General features: G+C 68.7%; 24 protein-coding genes and 2 pseudogenes. 12 read left to right on the top strand and 14 right to left on the bottom strand.

The genetic code is table 11. The annotated features are described in order from the left end of the window. Positions 1 to 59: 59 nt before the first annotated feature. The 7 genes from serA to G5C60_RS15825 form a co-directional block, all read right to left on the bottom strand. Positions 60 to 1,652: a phosphoglycerate dehydrogenase gene (gene serA, locus G5C60_RS15855; protein ID WP_165259597.1), complete on the bottom strand. Its 1,593-nt coding sequence runs from the start codon at positions 1,650 to 1,652 to the stop codon at positions 60 to 62. A 359-nt stretch (positions 1,653 to 2,011) separates the two neighbouring features. After that, on the bottom strand, positions 2,012 to 3,310 hold the full coding sequence (locus tag G5C60_RS15850) for an MDR family MFS transporter (RefSeq protein ID WP_165259595.1): 1,299 nt from the start codon (positions 3,308 to 3,310) through the stop codon (positions 2,012 to 2,014). Further along, on the bottom strand, positions 3,310 to 4,461 hold the full coding sequence (locus G5C60_RS15845) for a PLP-dependent cysteine synthase family protein (protein WP_241266830.1): 1,152 nt from the start codon (positions 4,459 to 4,461) through the stop codon (positions 3,310 to 3,312). The genes G5C60_RS15850 and G5C60_RS15845 overlap by 1 nt, the downstream gene beginning before the upstream one ends. A 106-nt stretch (positions 4,462 to 4,567) precedes the next feature. Next, positions 4,568 to 4,906, bottom strand: coding sequence for a hypothetical protein (locus tag G5C60_RS15840; protein WP_165259593.1), 339 nt, complete (start codon positions 4,904 to 4,906; stop codon positions 4,568 to 4,570). 314 nt (positions 4,907 to 5,220) lie between these two features. Continuing rightward, complete coding sequence (locus tag G5C60_RS15835) at positions 5,221 to 5,661, bottom strand: hypothetical protein (RefSeq protein WP_165259591.1); 441 nt, start codon at positions 5,659 to 5,661, stop codon at positions 5,221 to 5,223. A 262-nt stretch (positions 5,662 to 5,923) separates the two neighbouring features. Next, positions 5,924 to 6,574 (bottom strand): DUF305 domain-containing protein, encoded by a 651-nt coding sequence (locus G5C60_RS15830; protein ID WP_165259589.1) that lies wholly within the window; start codon positions 6,572 to 6,574, stop codon positions 5,924 to 5,926. 87 nt (positions 6,575 to 6,661) lie between these two features. Beyond that, a complete protein-coding gene (locus G5C60_RS15825) occupies positions 6,662 to 7,075 on the bottom strand; it encodes a DUF6153 family protein (RefSeq protein ID WP_338145827.1) in 414 nt (137 codons plus the stop codon). Positions 7,076 to 7,282: 207 nt separating this feature from the next. Here G5C60_RS15825 and G5C60_RS15820 point away from each other — a divergent pair, with 207 nt between their 5' ends. The 4 genes from G5C60_RS15820 (at position 7,283) to G5C60_RS15805 (ending at position 10,725) form a co-directional block, all read left to right on the top strand. Further along, entirely contained in the window at positions 7,283 to 7,657 is a 375-nt protein-coding gene (locus G5C60_RS15820) for a BlaI/MecI/CopY family transcriptional regulator (protein ID WP_165259588.1), read from the top strand. Further along, positions 7,654 to 8,565, top strand: coding sequence for a M48 family metalloprotease (locus tag G5C60_RS15815; protein ID WP_165259586.1), 912 nt, complete (start codon positions 7,654 to 7,656; stop codon positions 8,563 to 8,565). Before G5C60_RS15820 ends, G5C60_RS15815 begins: the two co-directional genes overlap by 4 nt. Positions 8,566 to 8,791: 226 nt before the next feature. After that, entirely contained in the window at positions 8,792 to 9,817 is a 1,026-nt protein-coding gene (locus G5C60_RS15810) for a C40 family peptidase (RefSeq protein WP_165259584.1), read from the top strand. A 32-nt stretch (positions 9,818 to 9,849) separates the two neighbouring features. After that, the gene (locus G5C60_RS15805) at positions 9,850 to 10,725 is read left to right on the top strand and encodes a F510_1955 family glycosylhydrolase (RefSeq protein WP_165259582.1); all 876 of its coding nucleotides are present in this window, start codon (positions 9,850 to 9,852) and stop codon (positions 10,723 to 10,725) included. Positions 10,726 to 10,875: 150 nt separating this feature from the next. Here the strand turns inward: G5C60_RS15805 and G5C60_RS15800 are convergent, their stop codons facing one another. Then, positions 10,876 to 11,235, bottom strand: a complete 360-nt coding sequence (locus G5C60_RS15800; RefSeq protein WP_241266829.1) for a hypothetical protein — start codon at positions 11,233 to 11,235, stop codon at positions 10,876 to 10,878. Positions 11,236 to 11,324: 89 nt separating this feature from the next. Between G5C60_RS15800 and nicT the strand changes: the two genes are divergently transcribed. From nicT to G5C60_RS15775, 5 genes are all read left to right on the top strand, one after another. Beyond that, positions 11,325 to 12,455, top strand: a complete 1,131-nt coding sequence (gene nicT / locus G5C60_RS15795) for a Nickel transporter NicT (protein ID WP_165259580.1) — start codon at positions 11,325 to 11,327, stop codon at positions 12,453 to 12,455. Between the two features lie 315 nt (positions 12,456 to 12,770). Beyond that, on the top strand, positions 12,771 to 13,610 hold the full coding sequence (locus G5C60_RS15790) for a transporter substrate-binding domain-containing protein (RefSeq protein ID WP_338145826.1): 840 nt from the start codon (positions 12,771 to 12,773) through the stop codon (positions 13,608 to 13,610). Positions 13,611 to 13,630: 20 nt separating this feature from the next. Next, entirely contained in the window at positions 13,631 to 14,278 is a 648-nt protein-coding gene (locus tag G5C60_RS15785) for an amino acid ABC transporter permease (RefSeq protein ID WP_165259578.1), read from the top strand. Then, on the top strand, positions 14,275 to 15,105 hold the full coding sequence (locus tag G5C60_RS15780; RefSeq protein ID WP_165259576.1) for an amino acid ABC transporter ATP-binding protein: 831 nt from the start codon (positions 14,275 to 14,277) through the stop codon (positions 15,103 to 15,105). The genes G5C60_RS15785 and G5C60_RS15780 overlap by 4 nt, the downstream gene beginning before the upstream one ends. After that, on the top strand, positions 15,102 to 16,361 hold the full coding sequence (locus tag G5C60_RS15775) for an aminotransferase class V-fold PLP-dependent enzyme (protein WP_241266828.1): 1,260 nt from the start codon (positions 15,102 to 15,104) through the stop codon (positions 16,359 to 16,361). The genes G5C60_RS15780 and G5C60_RS15775 overlap by 4 nt, the downstream gene beginning before the upstream one ends. A 93-nt stretch (positions 16,362 to 16,454) precedes the next feature. Here the strand turns inward: G5C60_RS15775 and G5C60_RS52080 are convergent. The 3 genes and pseudogenes from G5C60_RS52080 to G5C60_RS15765 all read right to left on the bottom strand — a co-directional run. Next, positions 16,455 to 16,618 (bottom strand): annotated as a pseudogene (locus G5C60_RS52080) (transposase); the annotation flags it as partial. A gap of 115 nt (positions 16,619 to 16,733) precedes the next feature. Continuing rightward, the gene (locus G5C60_RS15770) at positions 16,734 to 17,381 is read right to left on the bottom strand and encodes a DUF2218 domain-containing protein (protein WP_165259572.1); all 648 of its coding nucleotides are present in this window, start codon (positions 17,379 to 17,381) and stop codon (positions 16,734 to 16,736) included. 29 nt (positions 17,382 to 17,410) lie between these two features. Further along, complete coding sequence (locus G5C60_RS15765; protein WP_165259570.1) at positions 17,411 to 18,046, bottom strand: class I SAM-dependent methyltransferase; 636 nt, start codon at positions 18,044 to 18,046, stop codon at positions 17,411 to 17,413. 595 nt (positions 18,047 to 18,641) lie between these two features. Between G5C60_RS15765 and G5C60_RS15760 the strand changes: the two genes are divergently transcribed. Further along, the gene (locus G5C60_RS15760; RefSeq protein ID WP_165259568.1) at positions 18,642 to 18,896 is read left to right on the top strand and encodes a hypothetical protein; all 255 of its coding nucleotides are present in this window, start codon (positions 18,642 to 18,644) and stop codon (positions 18,894 to 18,896) included. Between the two features lie 130 nt (positions 18,897 to 19,026). On the opposite strand, the gene G5C60_RS15755 is transcribed toward G5C60_RS15760, so the two are convergent. Further along, the gene (locus tag G5C60_RS15755; protein WP_165259566.1) at positions 19,027 to 20,673 is read right to left on the bottom strand and encodes a multicopper oxidase family protein; all 1,647 of its coding nucleotides are present in this window, start codon (positions 20,671 to 20,673) and stop codon (positions 19,027 to 19,029) included. A 76-nt stretch (positions 20,674 to 20,749) separates the two neighbouring features. Further along, the gene (locus tag G5C60_RS52075; protein ID WP_241266827.1) at positions 20,750 to 20,920 is read right to left on the bottom strand and encodes a DUF6153 family protein; all 171 of its coding nucleotides are present in this window, start codon (positions 20,918 to 20,920) and stop codon (positions 20,750 to 20,752) included. A gap of 127 nt (positions 20,921 to 21,047) precedes the next feature. Here G5C60_RS52075 and G5C60_RS52070 point away from each other — a divergent pair, with 127 nt between their 5' ends. Next, the gene (locus G5C60_RS52070) at positions 21,048 to 21,215 is read left to right on the top strand and encodes a hypothetical protein (protein WP_241266826.1); all 168 of its coding nucleotides are present in this window, start codon (positions 21,048 to 21,050) and stop codon (positions 21,213 to 21,215) included. Between the two features lie 95 nt (positions 21,216 to 21,310). Here the strand turns inward: G5C60_RS52070 and G5C60_RS15745 are convergent. Continuing rightward, positions 21,311 to 21,874, bottom strand: a pseudogene (locus G5C60_RS15745) (cytochrome c biogenesis ResB family protein); the annotation flags it as partial. Positions 21,875 to 22,532: 658 nt separating this feature from the next. On the opposite strand from G5C60_RS15745, the gene G5C60_RS15740 reads away from it, so the two are divergent. Then, positions 22,533 to 23,183 carry a hypothetical protein gene (locus tag G5C60_RS15740; RefSeq protein ID WP_165259562.1) on the top strand — a complete coding sequence of 217 codons (651 nt, stop codon included), beginning with the start codon at positions 22,533 to 22,535 and terminating at the stop codon, positions 23,181 to 23,183. Positions 23,184 to 23,190: the final 7 nt, after the last annotated feature.

Genomic DNA, 23,190 nt, shown 5'->3' with positions numbered 1-23,190 from the left:
GCTGCGGGACTTGGGCGCGGTGCACCGCGCCCAAGTCGCCCGTACGCTTGCGCGGTCGGTCAGTTCTCCAGGCTGACCGAACGGGCCGAGGTGGCCCCGACCTCCTGGGCGATCTCGCTGAGAACGTCGGCCGGGACGTTGTTGTCGACGTCCAGGACCACCAGCGCCTCACCGCCGAGGGCCGCCCTGGAGACCTGCATGCCGGCGATGTTCAGGCCCGCCTCGCCGAGAACGCGGCCGACGGTGCCGATGACACCGGGGCGGTCGGCGTAGCGCAGGAAGACCAAGTGGTTGGCCATCGCCAGGTCGATGTCGTGCTCACCCAACGACACGATTTTCTGGATGTGCTTGGGGCCGACAAGGGTGCCGGAGAGCGAGACCTCCTCACCATCGGCGAGTGTGCCGCGGACGGTCACCATGTTGCGGTGGTCCGGGGACTTGGAGCTGGTGGTCAGGTGGGCCTCGACGCCGCGCTGCTGCGCGAAGAGCGGGGCGTTCACGTAGGACACGGTCTCGCCGACGACGTCCTGGAAGACGCCCTTGAGCGCGGAGAGTTCGAGGACCTTGACGTCGTGCTGGGTGATCTCGCCGTACACCTCGACGTCGAGCCGGACGGCGACCTCGCCCGCCAGAGCGCTGAAGATCCGGCCGAGCTTCTCGGCGAGCGGCAGCCAGGGGCGTACGTCTTCCGCGATGACGCCGCTTTGCACGTTGACCGCGTCGGGAACCATCTCGCCCGCGAGCGCGAGCCGGACGGAACGGGCGACGGCGATACCCGCCTTCTCCTGGGCCTCGTCGGTGGAGGCGCCGAGGTGCGGGGTGCACACGACCTGGTCGAAGTGGAAGAGCGGGGAGTCCGTGCAGGGCTCCTGCGCGTACACATCCAGGCCCGCGCCCGCGACCCTGCCCTCCTTCAGCGCGTTGAACAGCGCCTGCTCGTCGACGATCCCGCCGCGCGCGGCGTTGACTATCCGAACGTGCGGCTGGACCTTGTGCAGCGCCTCCTCACCGATCAGGCCCACAGTCTCCGGGGTCTTCGGCAGGTGAACGGTGATGAAGTCCGAGACCTCGAGCAGCTCGTCCAGTGAGAGCAGCTTGACGCCCATCTGCGCGGCCGGCGCGGGCCGTACGTACGGGTCATAGGCGACGATCTTCATGCCGAAGGCGGACATGCGCCGGGCGACCAGGACACCGATGCGGCCGAGGCCGACGATGCCGAGGGTCTTATCGCTCAGCTCCACGCCCGTGTACTTGCTGCGCTTCCACTCGCCGTTCTTCAGGGCGGTGTCGGCCTGCGGGATGTTGCGTGCCGTGGCGATCAGCAGGCCGCAGGCGAGCTCGGCGGCCGTGACGATGTTGGACGTGGGGGCGTTGACGACCATCACGCCGGCCTGGGTGGCGGCGGATACGTCGACGTTGTCCAGGCCGACACCGGCGCGGGCGACGACTTTCAGGTTCTTGGCCGCGGCAATGGCCTCGGCGTCGACCTTGGTCGCGCTGCGCACGAGGATCGCGTCGACATCGGCGATCGCCGTGACGAGCTCGGCTCGTTCGGCACCGTTGCAGTGCCGGATCTCAAAGTCGGGACCGAGTGCGTCGACGGTGGCCGGTGACAGCTCTTCAGCGATCAGTACGGCGGGTTTCTGGCTCACTGTGGTCTTCAGTCCTTACCTGTTGCTTGACGGACGACCGTCTCGGCGGCCGAAAGCGGTGGCGGCTTGCGATGTAGTTCTGCGGGTGCTGGAGGAGTGCGCCCGGCAGGGAGACGTAACGTGCCGCGCCGCGCACGGGGAGACGGCGGCATGATGCTCAAGTGCCTCCTGACGTACACGTCCTGGCGGCAGGTCGACGGGCCGGGCCGGATGCCAGTGGCACGGGCAGGGAGCGCCCGGCGGTGCTTATGTGCGTGGGTGCAAAGCGCCGACGTACAGGCCCAACCATCGACGTGGCGTGGCCGGCCGGAGGGGACGGAAGCGAACTCGTCCGTCCCCTCCAGCACAGGAACGTCGTGTTATGCGTTCGCGGGCTCTGGCTGCGCCCCGCGCACCGGTGGTGCCAGGCGGCCCGTGCGGTGCAGCCCGTAGAGGGCGGCCGCGCAGGCGAGGCCGAGTGCGAACAGCGCCAGCCACGGCAGCGCGGACATCCCGGCATCCCGGGCGGCGTCGAGCGCGGCACCCGTCAGCAGGTTTCCGAGGGTGATGCCGATGCCGCAGATGGTGTTGTACAGGCCGTAGTGGGTGGCGACGAGGCGGTCACCGGAGAGACGGACGATGGTGTCCATCTCGAAGGGGTACGCGATCATCGTGCCGATCGCGAGGAGCAGCGCGGAGAGTGCCGGCGGCACGGCCGCGAGCAGCCACAGCCCCACTCCGCCGTCCGGTACCGGGACCGCGGTGGCCGCCAGCAGCGGAACAAACCCCAGCCCCATGGTCAGCAGCCCCCAGGTCAGTGCGCGGCCCGGTTCCATGCGGGCCTTGCACCAGGCGGTCACCTTGGTCTGGAAGAGGATGGTGCTGAGGCCCGAGACGGCGAACAGCACCGCCACCGCCGCCGTGCCGAACGTCCCGTCACCACCCAGGCGCCGTACCTCCAGCGGCAGGGCCAGATAGACCTGGAACTGCATGACGTAGAAGCCGATCATGGCAACCGAGAACAGCAGGAACGGCCGGTTGGACACGATGCCCCGCCACTGGGACAGCACGCCTTCCTGGTCCTGTCCGCGCCCCGCGTCGTCGCCCCGACGGGCGGGCAGGGCCCGGATCTGGACGATACTCAGCAGAGCGAAGATCCCGGCCGCGACAAGGCAGGTGACGCGGAAGCTCACGCCGGTCAGCAGCATGCCCACCAGCGGGCCGAGCAGGATCCCGGCCTGGTAGAAGACGTTGAACAGGGCGAACGCCTCGACCCGCCGCTCACCCGCGTCCGCCGCGACATAGGCTCGTACGGCGGGATTGAACAGCGCCCCTGCCAGCCCCGTCGCCGCCGAAGCGGCCAGCAGGGCGGGTACGGACTCCACGAGTCCGAGGGTCGCGAAGCCGACGATGCGCAACACAAGGCCGGCGATGATCATGGGCTTGTAGCCGAGCCGGTCGGCCAGCGTTCCACCGAGAAGGAACATGCCCTGCTGGCTGAAGTTGCGTACGCCGAGGATCAGGCCGACCAGCCAGCCCGCCAGGCCCACGGGACCTGCCAGATGCGCGGCCAGGTACGGCATCAGCATGTAGAAGCCGAGGTTGATGGTGAACTGATTCACCATCAACAGCTGGACGCTGCGCTCGTAGGTACGAATCTGCGCGAGGGTGCTCTTCATCAGGCCGTCTCCTCGGAGTCGGCCTCGGCGGCACCGGCAAGTTCCAGGACGTCGGCGTTCTGCCCTTCGCTTGCCAGGGTGAGCGGGTCGACCACGGTGGTGCACCGCGTCCAGCGGGTGACCTCCTTCTCGTCCAGGCGGCCGATCACCTCCGGTTCGGGCGCCGGCGGGGCGTGGAGCAGGCCGTGGGCGGCGCAGTAGTCGTCGTCGTAGACCGTGCCGAGGTAGCGCTGCGGGCCGTCGGGGAAGATCGCCGCGATGCGGGTGTCGGCGGGCAGGGTGCGGGCCAGCCAGCCGGCGACCATCGCCACCGCGCCGACGCTCCAGCCGCCGGTGGCGTAGTGGGAGGCGGCCAGCCGTCGGCAGGTCCACACCGCCTCGGCCGGGGCGACCCAATGCACCTCGCTGAAGTTGTCGTAGGCGACATTGCGCGGGTAGATGCTGGAGCCCAGGCCCCGCATCAGGCGGGGGCGGGCGGGCTGCCCGAAGATCGTCGACCCGATGGTGTCGACCCCGACCAACTTCAGGTCGGGATAGAGCTGTTGGAGTACGCGGGAGACTCCGGCGGAGTGTCCGCCGGTGCCCACGCTGCACACCAGCACGTCGATATGGCCGAGCTCCGTGGCCAGTTCGAGGGCGAGCGGGGTGTACGCGCTGGTGTTGTCGGGGTTGTTGTACTGATCCGGGCACCACGAGCCGGGGTGCTGCTCCATCAGCTTGGCGACCCGGTCGCGGCGGGCCTGCTGCCAGCCCCCGGTGGGGTGCGGCTCGGAGACGACATTGACCTGGGCCCCGTACGCGGTCAGCAGCCGGGACATGGACATCTCCAGCCCTGGATCGGTCACCAGCGTGACGGGGTGCCCGTAGACCATTCCGGCCAGGGCGAGACCCAGACCGAGGGTTCCGCTGGTCGACTCGATGATCCTGGCGCCCGGCTGGAGGTCGCCGCGGGCGCGGGCGCGCTCGACCATGTGCAGGCCCGGACGGTCCTTGATGCCGCCGGGGTTGAAGCCCTCCAGCTTCGCCCAGAAGCCGCGGTCCGGCTCGGTGAAGGGCTGGGAGACGTGCAGGAGCGGGGTGTTGCCGACAAGCCCCCGTAGGGCGGAGCCGGAGCCGGCGGCAGTGGGGTCACTCTTGGTCATGGAGTGCATTTGTTTCGCTCTCGTATCGGTAGGGACGCGTGTGGATGCTCGTCTCGCGCGACGGCCAAATCGCGTCGCGCGGCGGGCCGACCAGGGCCGACCCGCGGGGTGGCTCCTATATGCGCCACCGGCAGATGGCGGTGAGAGCGGACCGGCCGCCGCTGGGCAGCAGTCTTCGAACGGTGCCTGGGGGCTGGCGTACGGGAGTTGCTGTGGCGTCCGTCAGCGACAGGACGGTGTCGGCGGGCGGCGGGATCCGAGGGGACGACTGCGGGGAGACGGCCTGCCCGGGGCGCGGACCGTGGCAATGCTCGGGCGCCTCGGACGCGTCGAGGCTCTCGCCGTCGGAGCCCTCCGCGGGCCCAGGGACTTCACTCGAAGCCGCGGCCAGTCGAACGGGCGACTCCGGCTCATGGTGTTGATCGCCGAGGCCCGCCAGCAGCATCAACAGCAAGGCGTACAGCGTGCTCCGGACGAGCAGGCTCCTCCGGAGCGGACGTACGCATAAGTCATCGGCACGGGAAAGGGCAGGGATGGGCGGCACAGGTCCTCCGCGCGGCGGTCACTGCCCTACGGGAACTCTCCCGGTCGAGGCAGGGATCGGTGGGGGGTGAGGGAAGAGAGCCGTCGACCGTCCCCGCACCACGCTGTGGGGCGCTGTGCGCAGGAGGTCAGACGCCATGGACCGGTCGCCGGGGGAAGACTGACACGGCCTTGGGCCGAGTCCAGAAGTCCCGGGAAGGGTCGACCGGTTCGGAAGGCGCTGGCCTAGATACGAAGAACCGCGGAGTCTGCCGCTTGGGTTCTCGGGGTCGCGAAGTCCCGTGCCGCGGTGGTGTGACGGGCGGGCGCGAAGCCGGGCGCCTCGTCGCCGCTCTCCGAGCTCAGCGGAGACAGGCAGGGCACAGCCATGGCGGGACCCTGCGAAGGCTGCCCCACCACGCATTCCTCACCGGCGTGCTGCTGTCCGTGGCCGTCGTGATGGCCGTCGGGCTGCTCACCCGCCTCCTGCATCGACGTGGCACTCGCAACGTTTTCACGCTCGGCAGTTGGCTCGAAGTGAACCCCCGACGCCGAGACGCCCTTGTCGGAAGCGAGGTGACTCACCGTCGTGTCCGGGCTGGCCGCGTGCGTATACAGCAGACCGAAGAGGAACAGGCCCAGTCCCAGCACACGCCACAGAGCCGCTGACGAGCGACTCTTAGGCATACAGGAAGGAAACCAGGCCGTAATCATGCCGTGATCCTAACCTGATCGCGATGCCCCGGCACGCCGTCTCAGGAGAACATCGCGTGAACCCAGCCACATGACGGCACACAGGGGCACGCGTTGGGACCGACCGCGCCCAAGAGATGGGGACTTCATCATTCGCAAACGCTTGTTCGCCACCGCGCGACGGCGGTGGCGAACGGAAAACGGTGCGGCCGGCGGGTGACGTGCACCGCCCGGCCACACCGTTTCTGTCACTGCGTCAGCTCTTGCCGAGCATCTTGTTCATCTGCTCGATCTCGGCGGTCTGAGCGGTGATCACGTCGTCCGCGAGCTTTACGGCGGGACCGTACTCGCCGTTCGCCTTCTCGGTCTTGGCCATCTTGATGGCGCCCTCGTGATGCTCGACCATCATCTCGAGGAACATCTTGTCGAACTCGGCGCCGGAGGCCTTCTCCAGCTTGTCCATGTCCTCGCTGCTCATCATGCCGGGCATGTCGGACGACATGTCACCCATGTCGTGGCCCTCCATGCCCTCCATGCCGGACATGTCCTCGGGGACCTCCTCGCCCCACGAGGTGAGCCAGCCGGACATGGTCTTGATCTCCGGGTCCTGCGCCCCCTTGATCTTCGTGGCGAGGTCCTTGACCTCCTGCGAAGAGGCGCGGTCGGCGGCCAGGTCGGCCATCTCGACGGCCTGACGGTGGTGCTGGATCATCTCCGTGGCAAAGGAGACGTCGGCGTCGTTGTGCTTGCCGGCCTTGGCCGAGGCGGATGCGGACGTGCTGGCAGAGTCGGAGCCCATGGACCCCATGTCGTGCCCTCCGCCGCCACAGGCGGAGAGCACGAGGGCGGCCACTCCCGCGGTGGCGGCGAGAGCGGTACGGCGGATGAGCTTGCGGTGTGCGGTCATGAGATGAACTCCTGCGTTCGGATCTGCGAAGGGCATGCCGAGACGCGGCGCCGCCCCCTGTGGGCGTACGGCGTCGCGCGGGTCGCTCTATATCCGCAGGACCTGGAGTTCGGAGAGTGAAGGTGGAGCGCGAGCGCCATCGGGATCACTGCCGGCCGAAGAGGCAGGCACGTCCACCGCACCGGCGCAGGCCGCCACATCGGACAGGAGCACCGGCGTCACCACGGGGCCTCCGGCGACGGACGCCGAAGCACAGGTCGGATCGGCATGGTCCGTGTGGTCCGAACAGCCGCCCTCGCCGTGATCGCACTCGCCCGGCATCGATGCCATGACGTCCGTGTACGCGACCGACACCATCCGCTCGTGCCCCGAGACGGCGGTGCCCTCGGGAACCGGCCCGAGTCCGTGCATGCCGAGCAGGCCCAGCAGCAGGGCGCACACGAGCAGCCCACCGGACCGCACCGTCGAGTGCGGTCGAGCGAGCTGTCCGAAGCGGGTCACGACTTCATCGTAGGCACAGATCGACAGCCCCCTGCATCCCGGAGGCCACGGGGAGTAGACCCGGAGACACTGGGGCGCGCGAGGCGATCGACGAGGCGGGGTACGAACTCACAGGGCGGGCGTGACGTTTCACTTCGCATCGACAGCCCGACCGAGCGGCCGTCTACTATGGCTTTGCGTACTCGATGGCGAAAGGGAGTCTGGGCGATGCGACGGCTGGGGGATCTCGAGGCAGAGATCATGGATCGTCTGTGGACGTGGGACCGTCCGGCGACCGTGCGTGAGGTCGTCGACGACATCAACAAGACTCGTCCCGTCGCGTACACCACGGTGATGACCGTCACCAACATTCTGTACACCAAGGGCTGGCTGCTGCGGGGCAAGCAGGGGCGTGCCTGGCTGTACTCCCCGGTGCGCAGCCGAGAGGCTTACGCCGCCGCACTCATGGAGGACGGTTTGGGAGAGAGCAAGGACCGCCCGGCCGCACTGGTCGAATTCGTCTCGAACATGTCCGCTGACGAGATGGCCGCCCTGCGCAAGGCTCTGCGGACAGCGGGACGACAGGACAAGGCCGAGTCGTGAACGCGGCCCCGGCTCTGGTCGGCTACACGGCGGCTGTGGGGTTCGTCGCCCCCCGCCTCATGCTGCTCGGCAGCTGGCAGCACCGGGCCCCCGCTCTGGCGGCAGCCGCGTGGCACGCCCTGGCGGTCTCCTTCTCGATCGGGGCCGCGCTGGCCGCGTACAGCCTGGCCATGCCGGCCGAGCACCTGCACGCGGGCCTGGTGGGCCTGCTGCACACCTGCGGAGTGGACGTGGGCACGGCTCAGCCCGACCCGAACACCGCGGACCGGCTTGCCGTCGGTGTCCCCGCCGCGATCGGGATCGCCCTGGTGGCGAGCTTCGTCTTCCATGTCGTACGAGCCCGTCGCGTGCGGACGGAGCACCGGGATGCCATCGACCTGGTGGGCCGCCACTCGGCCCTGTTCAGCGCCACCGTCCTGCCGTACGACGTGCCCGCCGCCTACTGTCTGCCCGGCCGTGATCCCCGGATCGTGATCAGTGACGCGGCCGTACGCGAGCTGACGCCCGAGCAGCTCGCCGCCGTGCTGGAGCATGAGCAGGCCCACATCGCAGGTCGCCACCACCTGTTCCTGGCCGCCGTGGAAGCCTTCCACTCGGTGTTCCGGTGGCTGCCGCTGGCCCGCCATGCGCGGGAGCAGACGGCGCTCCTGCTGGAGATGATCGCGGACGACCGCGCACTGCGCAGCCACTCCCACGAGGTGCTGGCCACGGCGATGTACGAGATGGCGGCGGCCCGCACTCCGAAGGGCGCCCTGGCGGCGGGCGGCCAGAACGTCCTGATCCGCCTGAAGCGAGTCCTCGGCCCCCGCAAGGCTCCGCACCCCGCCCTGTGGGGTTCTGCGGCCGCCGCGGTCGTGACGGTGCCGCTGCTGCCGCTGCTGGTCGCCTGCCCGCCAGGTCTCGGCTGACGCCGAGCAGACGTGCTCCGCGTGAGGCCGCTGTGACTCGGATGCACTTGCGATACGTAATACGAAGCTACTAAGTTCTAAAGGCACTCTATGAATGTGGTGCTGGGCGCGGGCCAAGGCTCGCACCCAGTGTCGGATCCATGGGGCAGTGCCGAAGCCGACTGGTGTCGCCCGACGACCAGAGCCCGTCGCTCGGTCCACAGACGCACAGAGGAGTCACTCCACGATGGGAACGCACCGTCGGCCGAAGCCGCCCAGCCGCGCCCGGATCGCCACCCTCGGCATGGCCGCCGGCGCCGTCAGCCTCCTGCCGACGCAGAGCCAGGCGGCCCCCAAGCCCACGGTGGACGAGGTGCGCAAGCAGGTGGAGAAGCTCTACGAGGAGGCCGAAGGCCCCACCGAGGAGTACAACGCCATCCGCGAGAAGCAGAAGAAACTGCAGCGCGAGGCCGACCGCGCACAGGACCGGCTGGCCCGCAAGCAGCAGGAGATCAACGAACTGCGCGAGGAGATAGGCCCGTTGGCGGCCGCGCAGTACCGCAGCGGCGGCATCGACCCGAGCGTGCAGCTCTTCCTGTCCGGCGACCCGGACGACTACCTCGACAAGGCCCAGATGCTCGACCGTACGAGCAACCGGCAGGCCGAGGCCCTGAGTGCCATGCAGAGCAAGCAGCGCGAAATCGCGCAGGAGCGCATGGCCGCACAGCAGCGGCTGAAGGCTCTGGAGGAGACGCGCACCAAGGCCGCGAAGACGAAGGACGAGGTCCAGGACAAGCTGGCGAAGGCCCGCAAGCTCCTCAACAGCCTGACCGCCGCCCAGCGCGCCAAGATGGAGGCCGCTCAGGAGCGTGAGGACGCCGCCGCGGGCGCCAGTGACTCCCCGGCGACGTACAACGGCCCGGCCAGCGGCCGCGGCAAGGCCGCGCTCGACTTCGCGTACGCGCAGCTCGGCAAGCCCTACGAATGGGGCTCCACCGGCCCCAACTCCTTCGACTGCTCGGGCCTGACCGGGTCCGCCTGGCGCGCGGCGGGCGTCTCGCTGCCGCGCACCGTCAAGCAGCAGTACGACGCCGGCCGGAAGGTGGCCAAGTCGGACATGCAGCCCGGCGACATCATCTACTGGTACAACGACAACCAGCACAACGGCATGTACGTCGGCAATGGCAAGGCCATCCACGCGCCGCGCACCGGCAAGAACGTGGAGATCGTCCCCGTGGACTCCATGCCGTTCTTCGCCGCCAGCAGGCCCTGAGCACCAACCCCCGTACCACCCGAGGAACTTCAGTGACCGCACGCCCGGTTGTCCGCCCCCTGCTCGCCATGGCAAGCGCATCGATCGCTGCCTTGGTTCTCGCCGCGTGCGGAGGCGGCTCTTCTGGCGCGGACGTGGACGCGGCAGCAGACGGACCGGACTCGTCGGGGACTCTGTCCCATGTTCACGGCCTGGGTGTCGATCCCGCTGACGGACGTGTGTACGTCGCCACGCACAGCGGCCTGTACACCGTGGCCAAGGGTGAGAAGCCGAAGCTCGTCGGCGACCGCAAGGACGACTTCATGGGCTTCACCATCACCCGTGAGAACACCTTCATCGCCAGCGGACACGGTGCCCCCGGTAGCGACCGTCCGGGCAATGTCGGCCTGATCGAGAGCAAGGACGCGGGCCGTACCTGGACAAGCCGGTCCTTGTCGGGGGAGGCCGACTTCCACTCCCTGGAGTCGGCCAAGGGCACCGTCCATGGATACGAGGGCGGCCGGATCCGGACGAGCAGCGACCTGAAGAGCTGGGAGGACGGCGCGACCCTGGAGGCCCTCGACCTCGCGGTGAACTCCCCCGGGGACAAGCTGCTGGCCACCACGGCGGAGGGTGTCGTCACGAGCACCGACGGCGGCCGTACCTTCGCCAAGGCGGCCGAGCCGGTGCAGGCATTCGTCTCCTGGCCCGCGGAGAAGTCCCTCTTCGGCATCAGCACGTCCGGGAAGCTGAGCAGCAGCGCGGACGGCGGCAAGACATGGAAGGAACTCACGACCGTGCCCGGCGGACAGCCCCAGGCGCTGACCGCCGTGAACCCCGACCACATCCTCGCGGCGACGATGACGGGCGTGTACGAATCGCGTGACGGCGGCAAGAGCTTCACCGAACTCGCGCCACTGGCTTCCTGACCCCGGCTTCGAAGGCCGGCAGGAACCCCGTCCGCGCGGTCTTCGAGGACGGCGCGAGCGCACCGGCTCTTGCCTCACGGGCGTCACTCGCTGGTGTCTCCCTCCGCGTTCAAGCCGTTACCGGCCAGGCGCGTTCCGCTTGTCCCGGTATCAGGAGACGGTCAGACCTGCTGCTTGATCGCCTCGGGCTGCGGGCCGAACGGTCGCGACAACGGTGATCACCAGCTTGAACAGGACCCAGTAGTGACGGAACAGGCCCCACGAGGTACCCAGGGCCTGGACAACCCTGGTGAGCAGTGAAGCGAGGCTCAACGGGACCAGGACGAGCCAGCCGGTCAGCTCCATCGCGAGATAGGCACCACGCACCGTCTGGGCGTCCTGACTGGTCAGACCCGCGACGGCGAGGGCGAGGAAGACGGCGACGGCACCGAGCCGACCGACCGACCGACCGACCGACCGACCGACCGACGAAGTGACGTGCTCGGTGAGCAGCCCGAACAGCAGCCCCATCCAAGTTATTGCAATCTCTTTGCACCTAACTACTAAGCGCCATAGAGAATGGGTGCGATGTAAGCACGACCTGGATCAAGGACACCCCCATGACCGTTGCGCCCCACCCCCAGCCCGGCCTCGTCCGGCGCGTACGCGGAGCACTCACCCCGCGCGAATGGGCCCGGGCCGGCGGACTGGCCGCCGCGATCCTCGCCCTGCACGTCATCGGCTGGGGCACGCTGCTGCTCGTCGTCGTCCCGCAGCACTTCGAACTCGGCGGCAGCCAGGGAGCGTTCGGCGTCGGCCTCGGCGTCACCGCGTACATCCTCGGCATGCGGCACGCCTTCGACGCGGACCACATCGCCGCGATCGACAACACCACCCGCAAGCTGATCTCCGATGGCCAACGTCCACTGTCCGTGGGCTTCTGGTTCTCCCTCGGGCACTCGACCGTCGTCTTCCTGCTCGCCCTGCTCTTCGCGCTCGGCGTGCGCTCCCTCGCCGGTCCGGTACAGGACGACGGCTCCGCGCTGCAACAGACGCTCGGCCTCATCGGCACCTCGGCCTCCGGCGTCTTCCTCTACGTCATCGCGGCCTTCAACCTCGTTGCGCTGATCGGCATCCTGCGCGTGTTCCGCCGGATGCGGGCCGGTCGCCACACCGAGGCCGACCTGGAGGCACAGCTCACCGCCGGTGGCGGGCTGATGAGCCGCATCCTGGGTCGTGCGACGCGAGCCGTTGGCAAGCCCTGGCACATGTACCCGCTGGGCTTCCTCTTCGGCCTCGGCTTCGACACCGCCACCGAGGTCTCACTCCTCTTCCTGGCGGCGGGCGCGGCAGGCGCCGGCATCCCCTGGTACGCGATCCTCTGCCTGCCGGTGCTGTTCGCGGCCGGGATGAGCCTGCTCGACACGATCGACGGCTCGTTCATGAACTTCGCGTACTCCTGGGCCTTCTCCAACCCGGTCCGCAAGGTCTTCTACAACATCACCATCACCGGCCTGTCGGTCGCCGCCGCACTGCTCATCGGCACGGTCGAGCTGCTGTCGATCGCCGCGGAGAAGCTTTCTCTGCACGGCACGTTCTGGGAGTGGATCGGTCGCATCGACCTCAACAGCGTCGGGTACGCCGTCGTCCTGCTCTTCGTCGTCACCTGGGCCGCCGCGCTGCTGATCTGGCGGTACGGCCACATAGAGGAGAAGTGGGCCCTCAAGCCCCGCATCGCAGAAGAGGACTGATTGTCCGGGGAGTTGGGGGCCGGCCTGGGGCGTCCTCGGCGACAGTCCGGCCGGGCGCCGAGATGTTCCCGAAAGACCGTTTGACGTCCCGTGGGCCAACAAAGGGCGATCGCACCGTTGTTACCTCCACGTAAATACCCCACGGGGGTACTTGACGTCTTTCTACAGTAAGGCGCACTCTGCGGATGCGCCCCTAACCTCCGATCAGCCGCAGTCCTCCACCCTGCCCCCACACGCGACTTACCCGTCATCGAGACGGGCCGGCTTCATGCCATCGCGTAAGGCCCCGACTGCTGCGCAGGAAGGACCGCGATCGTGTTCATCACTCCGACCTCCTCCCGACGTCGTCGACTTGCGGCAGTATTCGTCTCCGGCACGGTGCTGACCGTCGGCTGCTCGGCCGGCTCCTCCGCCAACACCCTCGACACGGCACGCTCCAAGGACACCCTGCGAGTCGCACTCACCGAGGCGAACCCGCCGTGGAACTTCCTCGACGACAACAAGCCCGCCGGTTACGACGTCGACGTGGCGCATGAGCTGGCCGAGCGACTCGGCATCGACAAGGTCGAGTTCATCGGATCCGACTTCGGCAGCTTCATCGGCGGTGTGCAGGCCAACCGGTTCGACATCGTCATCTCGGGCCAGACGATCACCGACGAGCGCAAGAAGCAGGTCGGCTTCTCCCGTCCCTACGAGGTCAACGGCGTCTCCGTATTCGTGGGCGAGGACAACACGTCCGTCACTGGCCTCCCCTCCCTGCGCGGTAAACGCATCGCGGTGACGGAAGGCACCACCCAGGCCGACTACGCCCGTACGAAGATCCCGGGCGCGCAGATCAAGACGTACAAGAACGCCACGCTCGCGCTCACGGACGTCGGGCGGGGCCGGGCCGACGCGGCGCTCGTCTCGAAGTTCCAGGGCGCCTATCTCGCCGACAAGAACAACCTGCCGGTCAAGGCCACGGGAGCACTGCTGGAGACCGAGGTCAACGGCATGACGTTCCGCAAGGGCCAGAAGGACTTCAAGCAGAAGGTCGACAAGGCCCTGGGCGAGATGATCGACGACGGCACTCTGTCGGCCATCTCCCGCCGCTGGCTCGGCGGACTCGACATGGCCGAAGAGCTCCGCGACCTGCCCGCGGACCAAGCGGGCTGACGGAGAGGAGGAAAACAGCCATGGATCTGATCGTCCAGGACTTCCCCGAACTCCTCAGCGCCATGGGCATCACCCTGATGCTCGGAGTGGTGTCCTTCGTCCTCGGATGCGCCCTCGGCGCGCTGGTGGGACTGGCCAGGATCTCCCGGTTCCGGCTTCTGAAGGGTCTCGCCATCGCGTACGTGTCGGTATTCCGGGGGACACCACTGCTGATCCAGATCATGCTGGTCTACTACGGTCTCCCGCAGATCGGCATCATGATCGAGCCGGTCCCCTCGGCGATCCTCGCGCTCACGGTGTACGCCGCCGCCTACCTCAGCGAGAACTTCCGTGCCGGCATCATCGCCGTCGACCACGGGCAGTGGGAGGCGGCCCACTCGATGGGCATGCCGTACTGGAGGATGCTTCGCCGGATCGTCGCCCCGCAGGCGATGCGGGTCGCCCTGCCTCCCATCGGCAGCCGGTTCATCGCGCTGATGAAGGACACCTCGCTGGCCTCCGCGGTCACCGTCGTCGAGCTCACCAGGGCCGCGGAGAGCATCGGCAGCTCGACGTTCCGCTACATGGAGGCGTTTCTCGTGGCAGGTGCGGCCTACTGGCTGATCAACACCCTGCTGTCCGTGGGCCAAGGCGCTCTGGAGCGCCGATTGGGGAGGGCGTACGCATGAACCGGCCGGACCAGATAGACATACGCGGCCTGCACAAGCGGTTCGGAGCCCTCGAAGTGCTGAAGGGCGTCGACCTCACCGTGGCTCGCGGGGAGGTGGTCGTGGTGATGGGGCCCTCGGGCTCCGGCAAGACCACGCTCATCCGCTGTATGAACCTGCTGGAGGAGCCCGACGCCGGCACGGTGGCCGTCTGCGGCTGCTCCGTGGAGTGCGGCGGCGCGGTGCGCAGGCGGGAGCGCGTCCGGAAGGTGCGGACGATCCGGCACCGTACCGCCATGGTGTTCCAGCAGTTCAACCTGTTCCCTCACATGACAGCCCTGGGCAATGTCATCGAAGGACCGCTCTCCGTGCGGCGTATGCCCAAGGACACCGCCGTGGCGCTGGGCAGGGAACTGCTCGACCGGGTCGGCCTCACCGACAAGGCCGCCGAGTACCCCTCGCGGCTGTCCGGCGGCCAGAAGCAGCGGGTCGCCATCGCCCGGGCGCTGGCCATGGAACCGGAAGTCGTCCTCTTCGACGAGCCGACCTCGGCACTCGATCCCGAGCTGCATGCGGAGGTCCTGGAAGTGATGCGCGAACTCGCACACGACGGCATGACGATGGTCGTCGTCACCCACGAGGTGGAGTTCGCCAGGGAGGTGGCCGACCGGGTGGTCTTCATGGACGGCGGTGTCGTCCTCGAATCGGGACGCCCGCAGGACTTCCTGAACCATCCGGTCCACCCTCGCGCGAAGGCGTTCCTGCGCCTCGTCGCGCACGATGCGCCAGGCCCGGAGGCCGTGGAGGAAGGGCCACAGAAGCCGACACGATGGGAGCACGTGAGTTGACGGCCACACGAAACGTACGGCAGCCCGCGTGGCACAGCGACCACCCGGACTACTCGGACTACTCGTCTGAGGACATCGCCCGGGCGCGCGCCGACACCCCGGGATGCACCAAGGTGGTGCACTTCAACAACGCCGGCGCCGCGCTGATGCCCCGGCAGGTCGTCGAAGCGGCCACCCGCCACCTACACTTGGAAGCGGACATGGGTGGCTACGAGGCAGCCGCTCACGCCGCCGAGAGCATCGAGTCGGTGTACGACTCCGCGGCGCGGCTCCTCGGCTGCGACCGCGAGGAGATCGCACTGGTCGACAATGCCACCCGCGCCTGGGACATGGCGTTCTACGGCATCCCGTTCCGCCGCGGAGACCGCGTCCTGACCAGCATGGCCGAGTACGGCAGCAACTTCATCGCGTACCTCCAGGTCGCCGAGCGGTACGGGGTCCAGGTGGACGTCATCCCCAACGACGAGTACGGACAGATCTCGGTCGACGCCCTGAGGGCGGCGGTGGACGAGCGCGTCCGGGTCATCTCGGTCACCCATGTCCCCACCAACGGGGGCCTGGTGAATCCCGCGGCCGAGGTCGGCAAGATCGCCCGTGCGGCAGGGGCGCTGTACCTCCTCGACGCCTGCCAGTCGGTGGGGCAACTCGCCGTCGACGTCGGGGAGATCGGCTGCGACCTGCTCTCCACCACCGGTCGCAAGTATCTGCGCGGACCGCGCGGGACCGGACTGCTCTATGTGCGCCGGGCCGTACTCGACCAGCTCGTCCCGCCGGTTCTCGATCTGCACGCCGCCACCTGGACGGCGCGTGACCGGTACGAAATGCGGCCGGACGCACGCAGGTTCGAGACCTGGGAGGCCAACTACGCCGCTCAGCTCGGCCTGGGCGCCGCCATCGACCATGCCCTCGGGTGGGGACTGCCCCGGATCCAGACGCGTGTCACCGCACTCGCGGAGTCGCTGCGGGGCCGACTCGCGGAGCTCCCCGGCGTGCGCGTCAGAGATCTGGGTGTCCAGCGTTGCGGCATCACCACCTTCACGGTGGACGGCGTCGACGCGGATCGGGTGAAGTCGTCCCTGGCCGGACAGGGAATCAACATCAGCGTGTCCCGGACGCCCTCCACCCGCCTGGACATGGACGACCGCGGCCTCAAGGAGGTCCTCAGGGCATCGGTCCACTACTACAACACCGAGGACGAAATCGGCGCCCTCATCCGAGCCGTCCGCGGGGAGACGCGCGCGGTGGCCTGCCCTTGATCGGGGCGCTGTTGGCCAATCCCCCCTCGGCCGGGGCACGAACTGCGAAAAGCGTGAACAGTTCATACTTTCGGCGGTGCGGCGAGTGACTTAAGCGCGGGTGCGGGAGTCGTGGCGCATGCGGACCAGCACGCTGGTGTGCAGGGCGCGGTTGGCCTGGCGGTCACCCGCCGCGGTTGAGGCGGTGGCGGTGGGGCGGCGCCGCACAGGTGGGCGAAGGAGGCTACCGAGCGCAGTCGGTCGGGGTTGTCCGCCGACGGTGGTCAGCAGCGGCCGTCGACGTCATCGGCCAGAAACCCCGGCGAACGCTGCGTCGCCCACATCACCTCAATGCCCCCGAGGCGAGGTCGGCTGCGATCCCGCGCGTCCACGTCACCGGGTGCGCCTGCGGCGGTGGTGGGCCACGAAACCGCCCATCCCGACGACCTTCACGAGGACGACTGCCGCGACGACGGCACCGGCGCCCCAGCCCAGCCACTGCGAGGCCGCCAGCACGGAGCCGCCCAGCACCAGGTGCGCGACGGCCAGCAGCGCCACGGCTCCGATGACCGCCCGGACGGTCCACCGGCGGCTCGTGCCGCCCGCGTTGACGTGTCCCTTGTTGCCGTGCCCCTTCGGGCGCGGGGTGTCGGCCTGGTCTCCCGCGCCGGGGAGAGCGCCGGGCGGTTCCGGCGGCTGTCGCCAGGCCACCGTCAGGTGGTCGCGCCTGCCGACCTTTTCGACGCGTGCCCCGATGAGATCCCGCATCCCTTGCAGATCCTCCTCGGTGGTGGCCTCGACGTGCAGCACGAGTGCGTCCGGAGTGGCCCGCAAGGTCCACCGGCCCAGGCTCAGGCGGACGGTCCCGTCGGTGTCGGTCCATTCGACGTGCTGGACCGAAGGGCGCCTGTGTGTGTCATCGCCGTCGTGACCGCCCTGCCGATAGTGGGGGTGGCCTTTCATCTGCTGGGCGTGCCGGCAGAGTTGGTCGAGGTAGCGGCTCGCGCGTTCGGTCTCGACGCGGGCTTCCGCGGTCAGCATGGCGTTCCCTTCCCGGCCGCTCACGGGTTTCAGATCCTGGTGAGGGCGACGAGCCAGGCCCGGATGTCGTCCGGGTCGGTGGTGATGTCGATCGTGCTGGGCTCGATGGAATCGATCCGCCATCCGTCAGCGAAGGACGCCTCGATCTCAGCTCGCGTGAGCTTGTGCACCCGTCCCCACTCGCCGGGCTGCCGGTCGCTGAAGCACAGCATGAAGTACCGGCCGCCTGGGCGGATCGCGGCCCGCAGGCTGTCGACGTAGGCGGCGCGGTCGTCGCCGTCGAAGAGGTGGAAGAGGCCGCAGTCGAGCACGGTGTCGAAGGTTTCCCGCAGGTCGGCCAGCTTCAGGGCATCCCAGTGCAGGAACCGGGCCGTACGGCCCCGCTCGCGCGCCTTGTCCTCGGCGGTGCGCAGGGCCCGGGAGGCGAGGTCGACGCCCGTGGCATCCAAGCCGAGCCCGGCACACATGAGTGCGTGTTCACCGGTCCCGCAACCGGCGTCCAGCACCCGGCCCCGGACGGCACTCGCCTCGGCGAGAGCTAGGAATGCCGGTTGCGGTCGTCCGATGTCCCAGGGCGGCGGCTCGGCGTACAGGTCGTCAGGCTCGGGTGACTCCTTCCCAGAGCCGGGGTGGAGGTGGTGAGGGTGATGGAGTGAGCCGGCCATGCCGATGTCCTTTCCCGTCGCGTCGGGGCCTCCGGATCGCCATCCGGACCTCATGACAATGACCAGCTTTATCGATACAGTCTGTCTATGTCAATGCACAGTGTCTCTCCAGCGGCGCGGCGTATGACTCCAAGAACGTCCAGGAGCGCCGAAGCCGGGGTACTGGAAGGGGCGCCACAGGCGAGCGGAAGATCTTGAAGCCGACGGCGCAGCGTCGTCCGGACTCGCTATGATCACGCCGCGCTCACGGAACGGACGGCCACAGCCCCGCCGCGAGCCCGTACGCGGGCTCGGCAGCTGCCCCGTCTGCCGTGGCTCGCGGTGCCGTCCGAAGAGAGCGGACACAGCCACGGGGAGGGCACCGAGACGTCCGACGAGCACGCCACCACAGAGGAGTCCCCGACTTCCGACACGGAATCCGCGACACCAGAGACGAGCGCGTCAACCGACGCCGAGGCCGAGGCCGACCACACGGAAACCGGACACAGCCACTGAGACGCGCGCTGGAGAGCAGCAACATCTACTAAGAACCTTAGATTCTCTCAGGTAACGTAGGTGTTGCACACCCCTGACAGCGGGGGATCAGGAGGGGGACATGACCGGATACAGCGACACCTACATCCCGAGCAGCATCACCAGCACCATTCACATCGCTTCGGACGTCAAGGAGGAAGACGGGTTCCTGTCAGGGATCTCCACCATCAACGCCCTCACGATGGCCCTGGTAGCGATCCTTGTGGTGATCCTCATAGCAGAGTTGATATGGAGGGAGCGGCGGCAGCGCAGGCGGGAAGAGCCGGTGGGGTCCGTCCCTGAAACCGATCCCCATGAGGGTGACATCTCGCCGTAACCACTCGGGCGCCGACTACGATCAATGCACTAATGAATTTAGCGGAGCCAACTCCGCCCGTCGCGTCCGGACGCACCCACCGCCAGCCGATGGGCCCGCCCGGACGGCGCGAGATGAACGGATGTGAAGGTCAGGCCGGATAGGCCACGTTGGCCATCATCCCGGCCTCGCCGTGGTAGGCGTTGTGGCAGTGCAGCATCCACTGGCCCGGGTTGTCGGCGTCGAAGAAGACGGACAGCTTCTTCTTGGGCAGCACGATCGCGGTGTCCTTGCGCGGCCCTGAGTCGCCGAGCTGGTACGTGTGGCCGTGCAGGTGCATCGGGTGCCACATGTCGGTGTCGTTGACGAAGTCGAACCGTACGCGCTGACCTTCCTCGATCATGATCGGGTTCGCCTCGGGGTTGGCCATGTCGAAGGGCTTGCCGTTGATGGCCCAGTTGTACTTGTCCATGCCGCCGGTCAGCTTGAGCTGGTGCGTCACGTCGGTCTTGGCGGTCTCCAACCGTACGTCGTCTGCGGCGCGCAACTGGGAGGCCGTCATGATCATGCCGTTCAGTTCCTTCGGGCGGACGGTCGCCTTCGGGGCGCTCCCCGAGCCCGTGCGCACCAGCGCGAACCCGTTTGCGTTCTTGCCCTCGGCCACTGCGACGAGCGGGAAGACGCCGTCCCCGAGGGTGACGAGGACGTCGTAGCGCTCACCCATGCCGACCAGCAGGGCGTCCACCTCCTGGTGCTGGACCGGGAAGCCGTCGGTGTGGGTGATGGTCAGCTTGTGGCCGCCGAGGGCGAGGCGGTAGGCGGTGTCCCCGCCCGCGTTGATGATCCTCAGCCGTACCTTCTTGCCGGGCTTGCCGGTGTAGACGTCCGGGTCGGTCGCCACCCGGCCGTTGATCAGGTGGTGCGGGTACTTCACGTCACCGGCGTCGCCGCCGAGCAGGTCGCTCTCGGCGCCCATGAGCATGAACTTCATCGACATGCCGCCGGACGAGGAGGCGGAGGCCGACGGGGACGCGGAGTCGGAGTCCCCCATGTCCATCCCGCCCATGTCCCCCATGTCGTGGCCCTCCATACCGCTGGAGCTGGAGCTGGAACTGGGGCTGCTCTCCCCCATGTCGTGCCCCGCCATGCCGCCCATGCCCTGCTTGAGCTCGGCGAAGACCTCGTCGGGGGTGCCGGTGACGCCGTCGACCCAGTCGTCGAGGAGGACGACCCACTCGTCGTCGTACGACAGCGGCTCCCTGGGGTCCTCGACGATCAGCGGGGCATACAGGCCGCGGTCGAGCTGGACACCGACGTGCGGGTGGAAGAAGTACGTGCCGGGCGCGTCGGTGATGAACCTGTACGTGAAGGTGGAGCCGGCCCGGACGGCGGTCTGGGTGGCGGGCGGCACGCCATCCATGTCGTTGCGCAGCGCGATGCCGTGCCAGTGGATGGACGTGGCGGTCCTGTTCGGGAGCTGGTTGGACAGCTCGGCGACCAGGGTGTCGCCGACGGAGAGCCGGACCTCCTTGCCCGGGGTACGGCCGTCGAAGGCCGAGGTCTTGGGCATGATCCCGCCGCCCAGGTCGATCACGGCCGGTGCGGCGGTCAGGGTGACCTTCTGCTGACGTCCCGTGCCCTTGCGCTTCTTCTCGGTGGCGGCGACCGCCGAGGCGTTGGGGTTGATCAGGGCGGTGCCGCTGCCGGAGCCGCTCGCGCTGGTGCAGGCGGCGAGTGCCCCGGCGCCTGCGACTCCCAGCCCGGCGAGCAGGACGGAGCGGCGGTTGATGCTGTTCATTACGTGGTTGTCCTCTGTGTCGAAACTGCCGATGTGGTCGCGGAGGGACGGCACATCGCGCGCCGCCCGGCGCGGCCTATATGCGCAGTTGCGAGAGGACGGACAGATCGGGCGGGGCACGGCCGACCGCACTGGCGGGGACACGGGCTTCCGCGGCACGCTCCAGGTCCGCGGGCGGGTCGAACGTGCTCTGGCCTGGCGCGGCCAGCTGTACGGAACCGACGCTCGCCGTGGTGCAGTGCTGCATGCCAGGCATCGCACAAGCGCCGGAATCAACGCCGTGCGCGGATGATTCCGAGGCGGAGGGTGCCGCCTCGCCCGCCATCGCATGGGCCGCGCCCGCCATGGAATGAGCGGCGTGGGCGGGAGCCGGCATGGGAGCCGAGGCCGACGTGGGCGACGCGGCCGTCATGGACGCCATGGAGGTCATTGAGGCCATGGAGGTCATGGACGTCTCGTGGTGGACGAGCACGGCCAGCGCGACGGACAGAGTGAGGAACACCCCGTACGCCCAGCGGACGGCCATGCCGCCGCCGCTGTGAGCTGCCCGTATCGCCATGCGTTTGCCACCTGTGCCGTACTGACTGGTCACCGGAGTCGCATCCTACCCCCAGGGGGTACTGAGTACTGGAACACCTTACGGCCTCAACAGCGATGAGCTCTTTATCGGGTCGGCAGCCCTCCAGCTGTCAACGGCCGCGCCAGGGCCGTCGCCCCGCCGGGGTTCGGTGTTCTTCCGGAGACGTGGCCGCGGGCGGTGCCAGCACTTGCGTGCTGCTTCCTGTCGCACCGTCCACGGCCACGCTCCTCGCCCGGCCGAGTGAGGGCGCAACCGGAGTCCGTTGTGCCGACGAGGCGGCAGCGGATACGCGAACGACTTTGGCACTGCCACCGAGCGCCCACTCGGCGCAGGCGGCGACGAAGGCGAGCAGTCAGACGGCGATGATCGAATACGGACGGCGACCCGAAAGCGTCGACGTCGCAGCAGGTCCCCTGCGGTGAGCAGCACCTCGCCCCGGTCGGCGGACGCCACAGACGGCGTGCTGCGGCAGGCGGTCCAGACGGCTGGGGGTCTCGGCGGACGGGACCGCAGGGTTCGTACGTACTGCGGAGTCCTCGGCACGGTGCAGCCGGCCGGCGAGATGAAGAGCAGCAGGTAGACGGCGGCGAACCAGGGCGACGCGTAGACGTCGAAGAAGCCGAGCTTGTCGAGGAGCGGGGCGAGATCCGGGTAGCGCTTGCGGAAGTCCGCGGCCTGGGCGGGCTGCCGCCCCTCCTAGGGCGCGAACGCCAGCCCCACCGCAGCCAGCCGGCCGGATCGAGCCCTTTGGGCTCGCCGGCCTGCGGCGCGAATTCGCTCGTAGGGGAATCGCCTTGCGTGGGAGGATCGGCGAGACTACGAAAATTGTTAGTAGCCACGGGTCGAGTCTGGCACATGCCATATCCGGTACGTGAGGCACCCCGAGAGTCGAGGGAACAGAACGTTCCGACCGGTCATCTACGAAAACCCTTAGATCACCAAAGGAGAGGGAAGAGACCTCGCGCGGCATCGCCTGACGGCGCAGCCCCCGGAGGGGTGGCCCGGAAGCCGCCAATACAACCTACGAGGACATCCGTCTCCCCCTCACTTCGATGTGGCCGTGCGCCTCCGTCCGGGATGGAACCGATGAGCAGCGGGCGGTGTACACAAGACATGAAGGTGCTTCGTAAAGCGCGCCCAACAGACGTCTCGCGCGGGCGCGTCGGCTGCGCGACACGTCGTGACCACGGGCATGGCTGCCGGTCCGCCCATGATGGGCTCAGGACGCTGGTGCCATCCCGTGCCGTACGCCTGTCCGTCCAGGGAGGAGGCTACGCGCATGAGCGAGATTCTCAGCGGCGGCCCGGAGCGGCCACCGTGGAGACCGCCGCGTTGGTTGATCGTGGCGGCGGTGGCCGTCGTGACGATCGCGGCGCTTGTGGTGAGCCTCATCGTCGTGGCTGGGGAAGACACCTCGCCGTCAACGGCACCTCAGAGGCCCCCGTCGCCGGCGTCGTCGACCGACACCCCCTTCCCGGACGGTCCGGACGGTGCCGACACCTGGGACGAGACACCCGGCCTGGTGATCACAGGAGTCGCCTTGGGCCGGGGTTCGCTGAACCGGCACGACCGGACGGCGAATGCCGGTCCGTGGACGGTGACGGTGCGGCGTTCGGACGGCTCGCTGGGCCGCAGTGGCGCGGTGGTGACGTTCCCCGTCTCAAAGCCTCGGGCCGGCCGCGCGGTCGGGATCGGTGGCGCAGAGGGTTGGGCCCGTGACGGTGAGATCGTCTGGCCGCTCGCGGACTCGTACGCACGGGTCCGCGGTGACCTGCCGCGGTCGCAGCTCGTGGAGATCGCCACCGCGACCACGGTCGCATCCGGGCGTCCCCAGGTCAGGCCGCCCTCCGGACTCTCGGTGGCGTCCACGGGCCCAGCACGCCCGCACTATCTGCGCGAGGCCCCGTTACGGATCGGGCGAAGTCGGTGAGGCCGGC

Source organism: Streptomyces scabichelini, from assembly GCF_011045015.1.
GTDB lineage: Bacteria > Actinomycetota > Actinomycetes > Streptomycetales > Streptomycetaceae > Streptomyces > Streptomyces scabichelini.
This window is presented reverse-complemented; position numbering and strand designations above follow the sequence as displayed.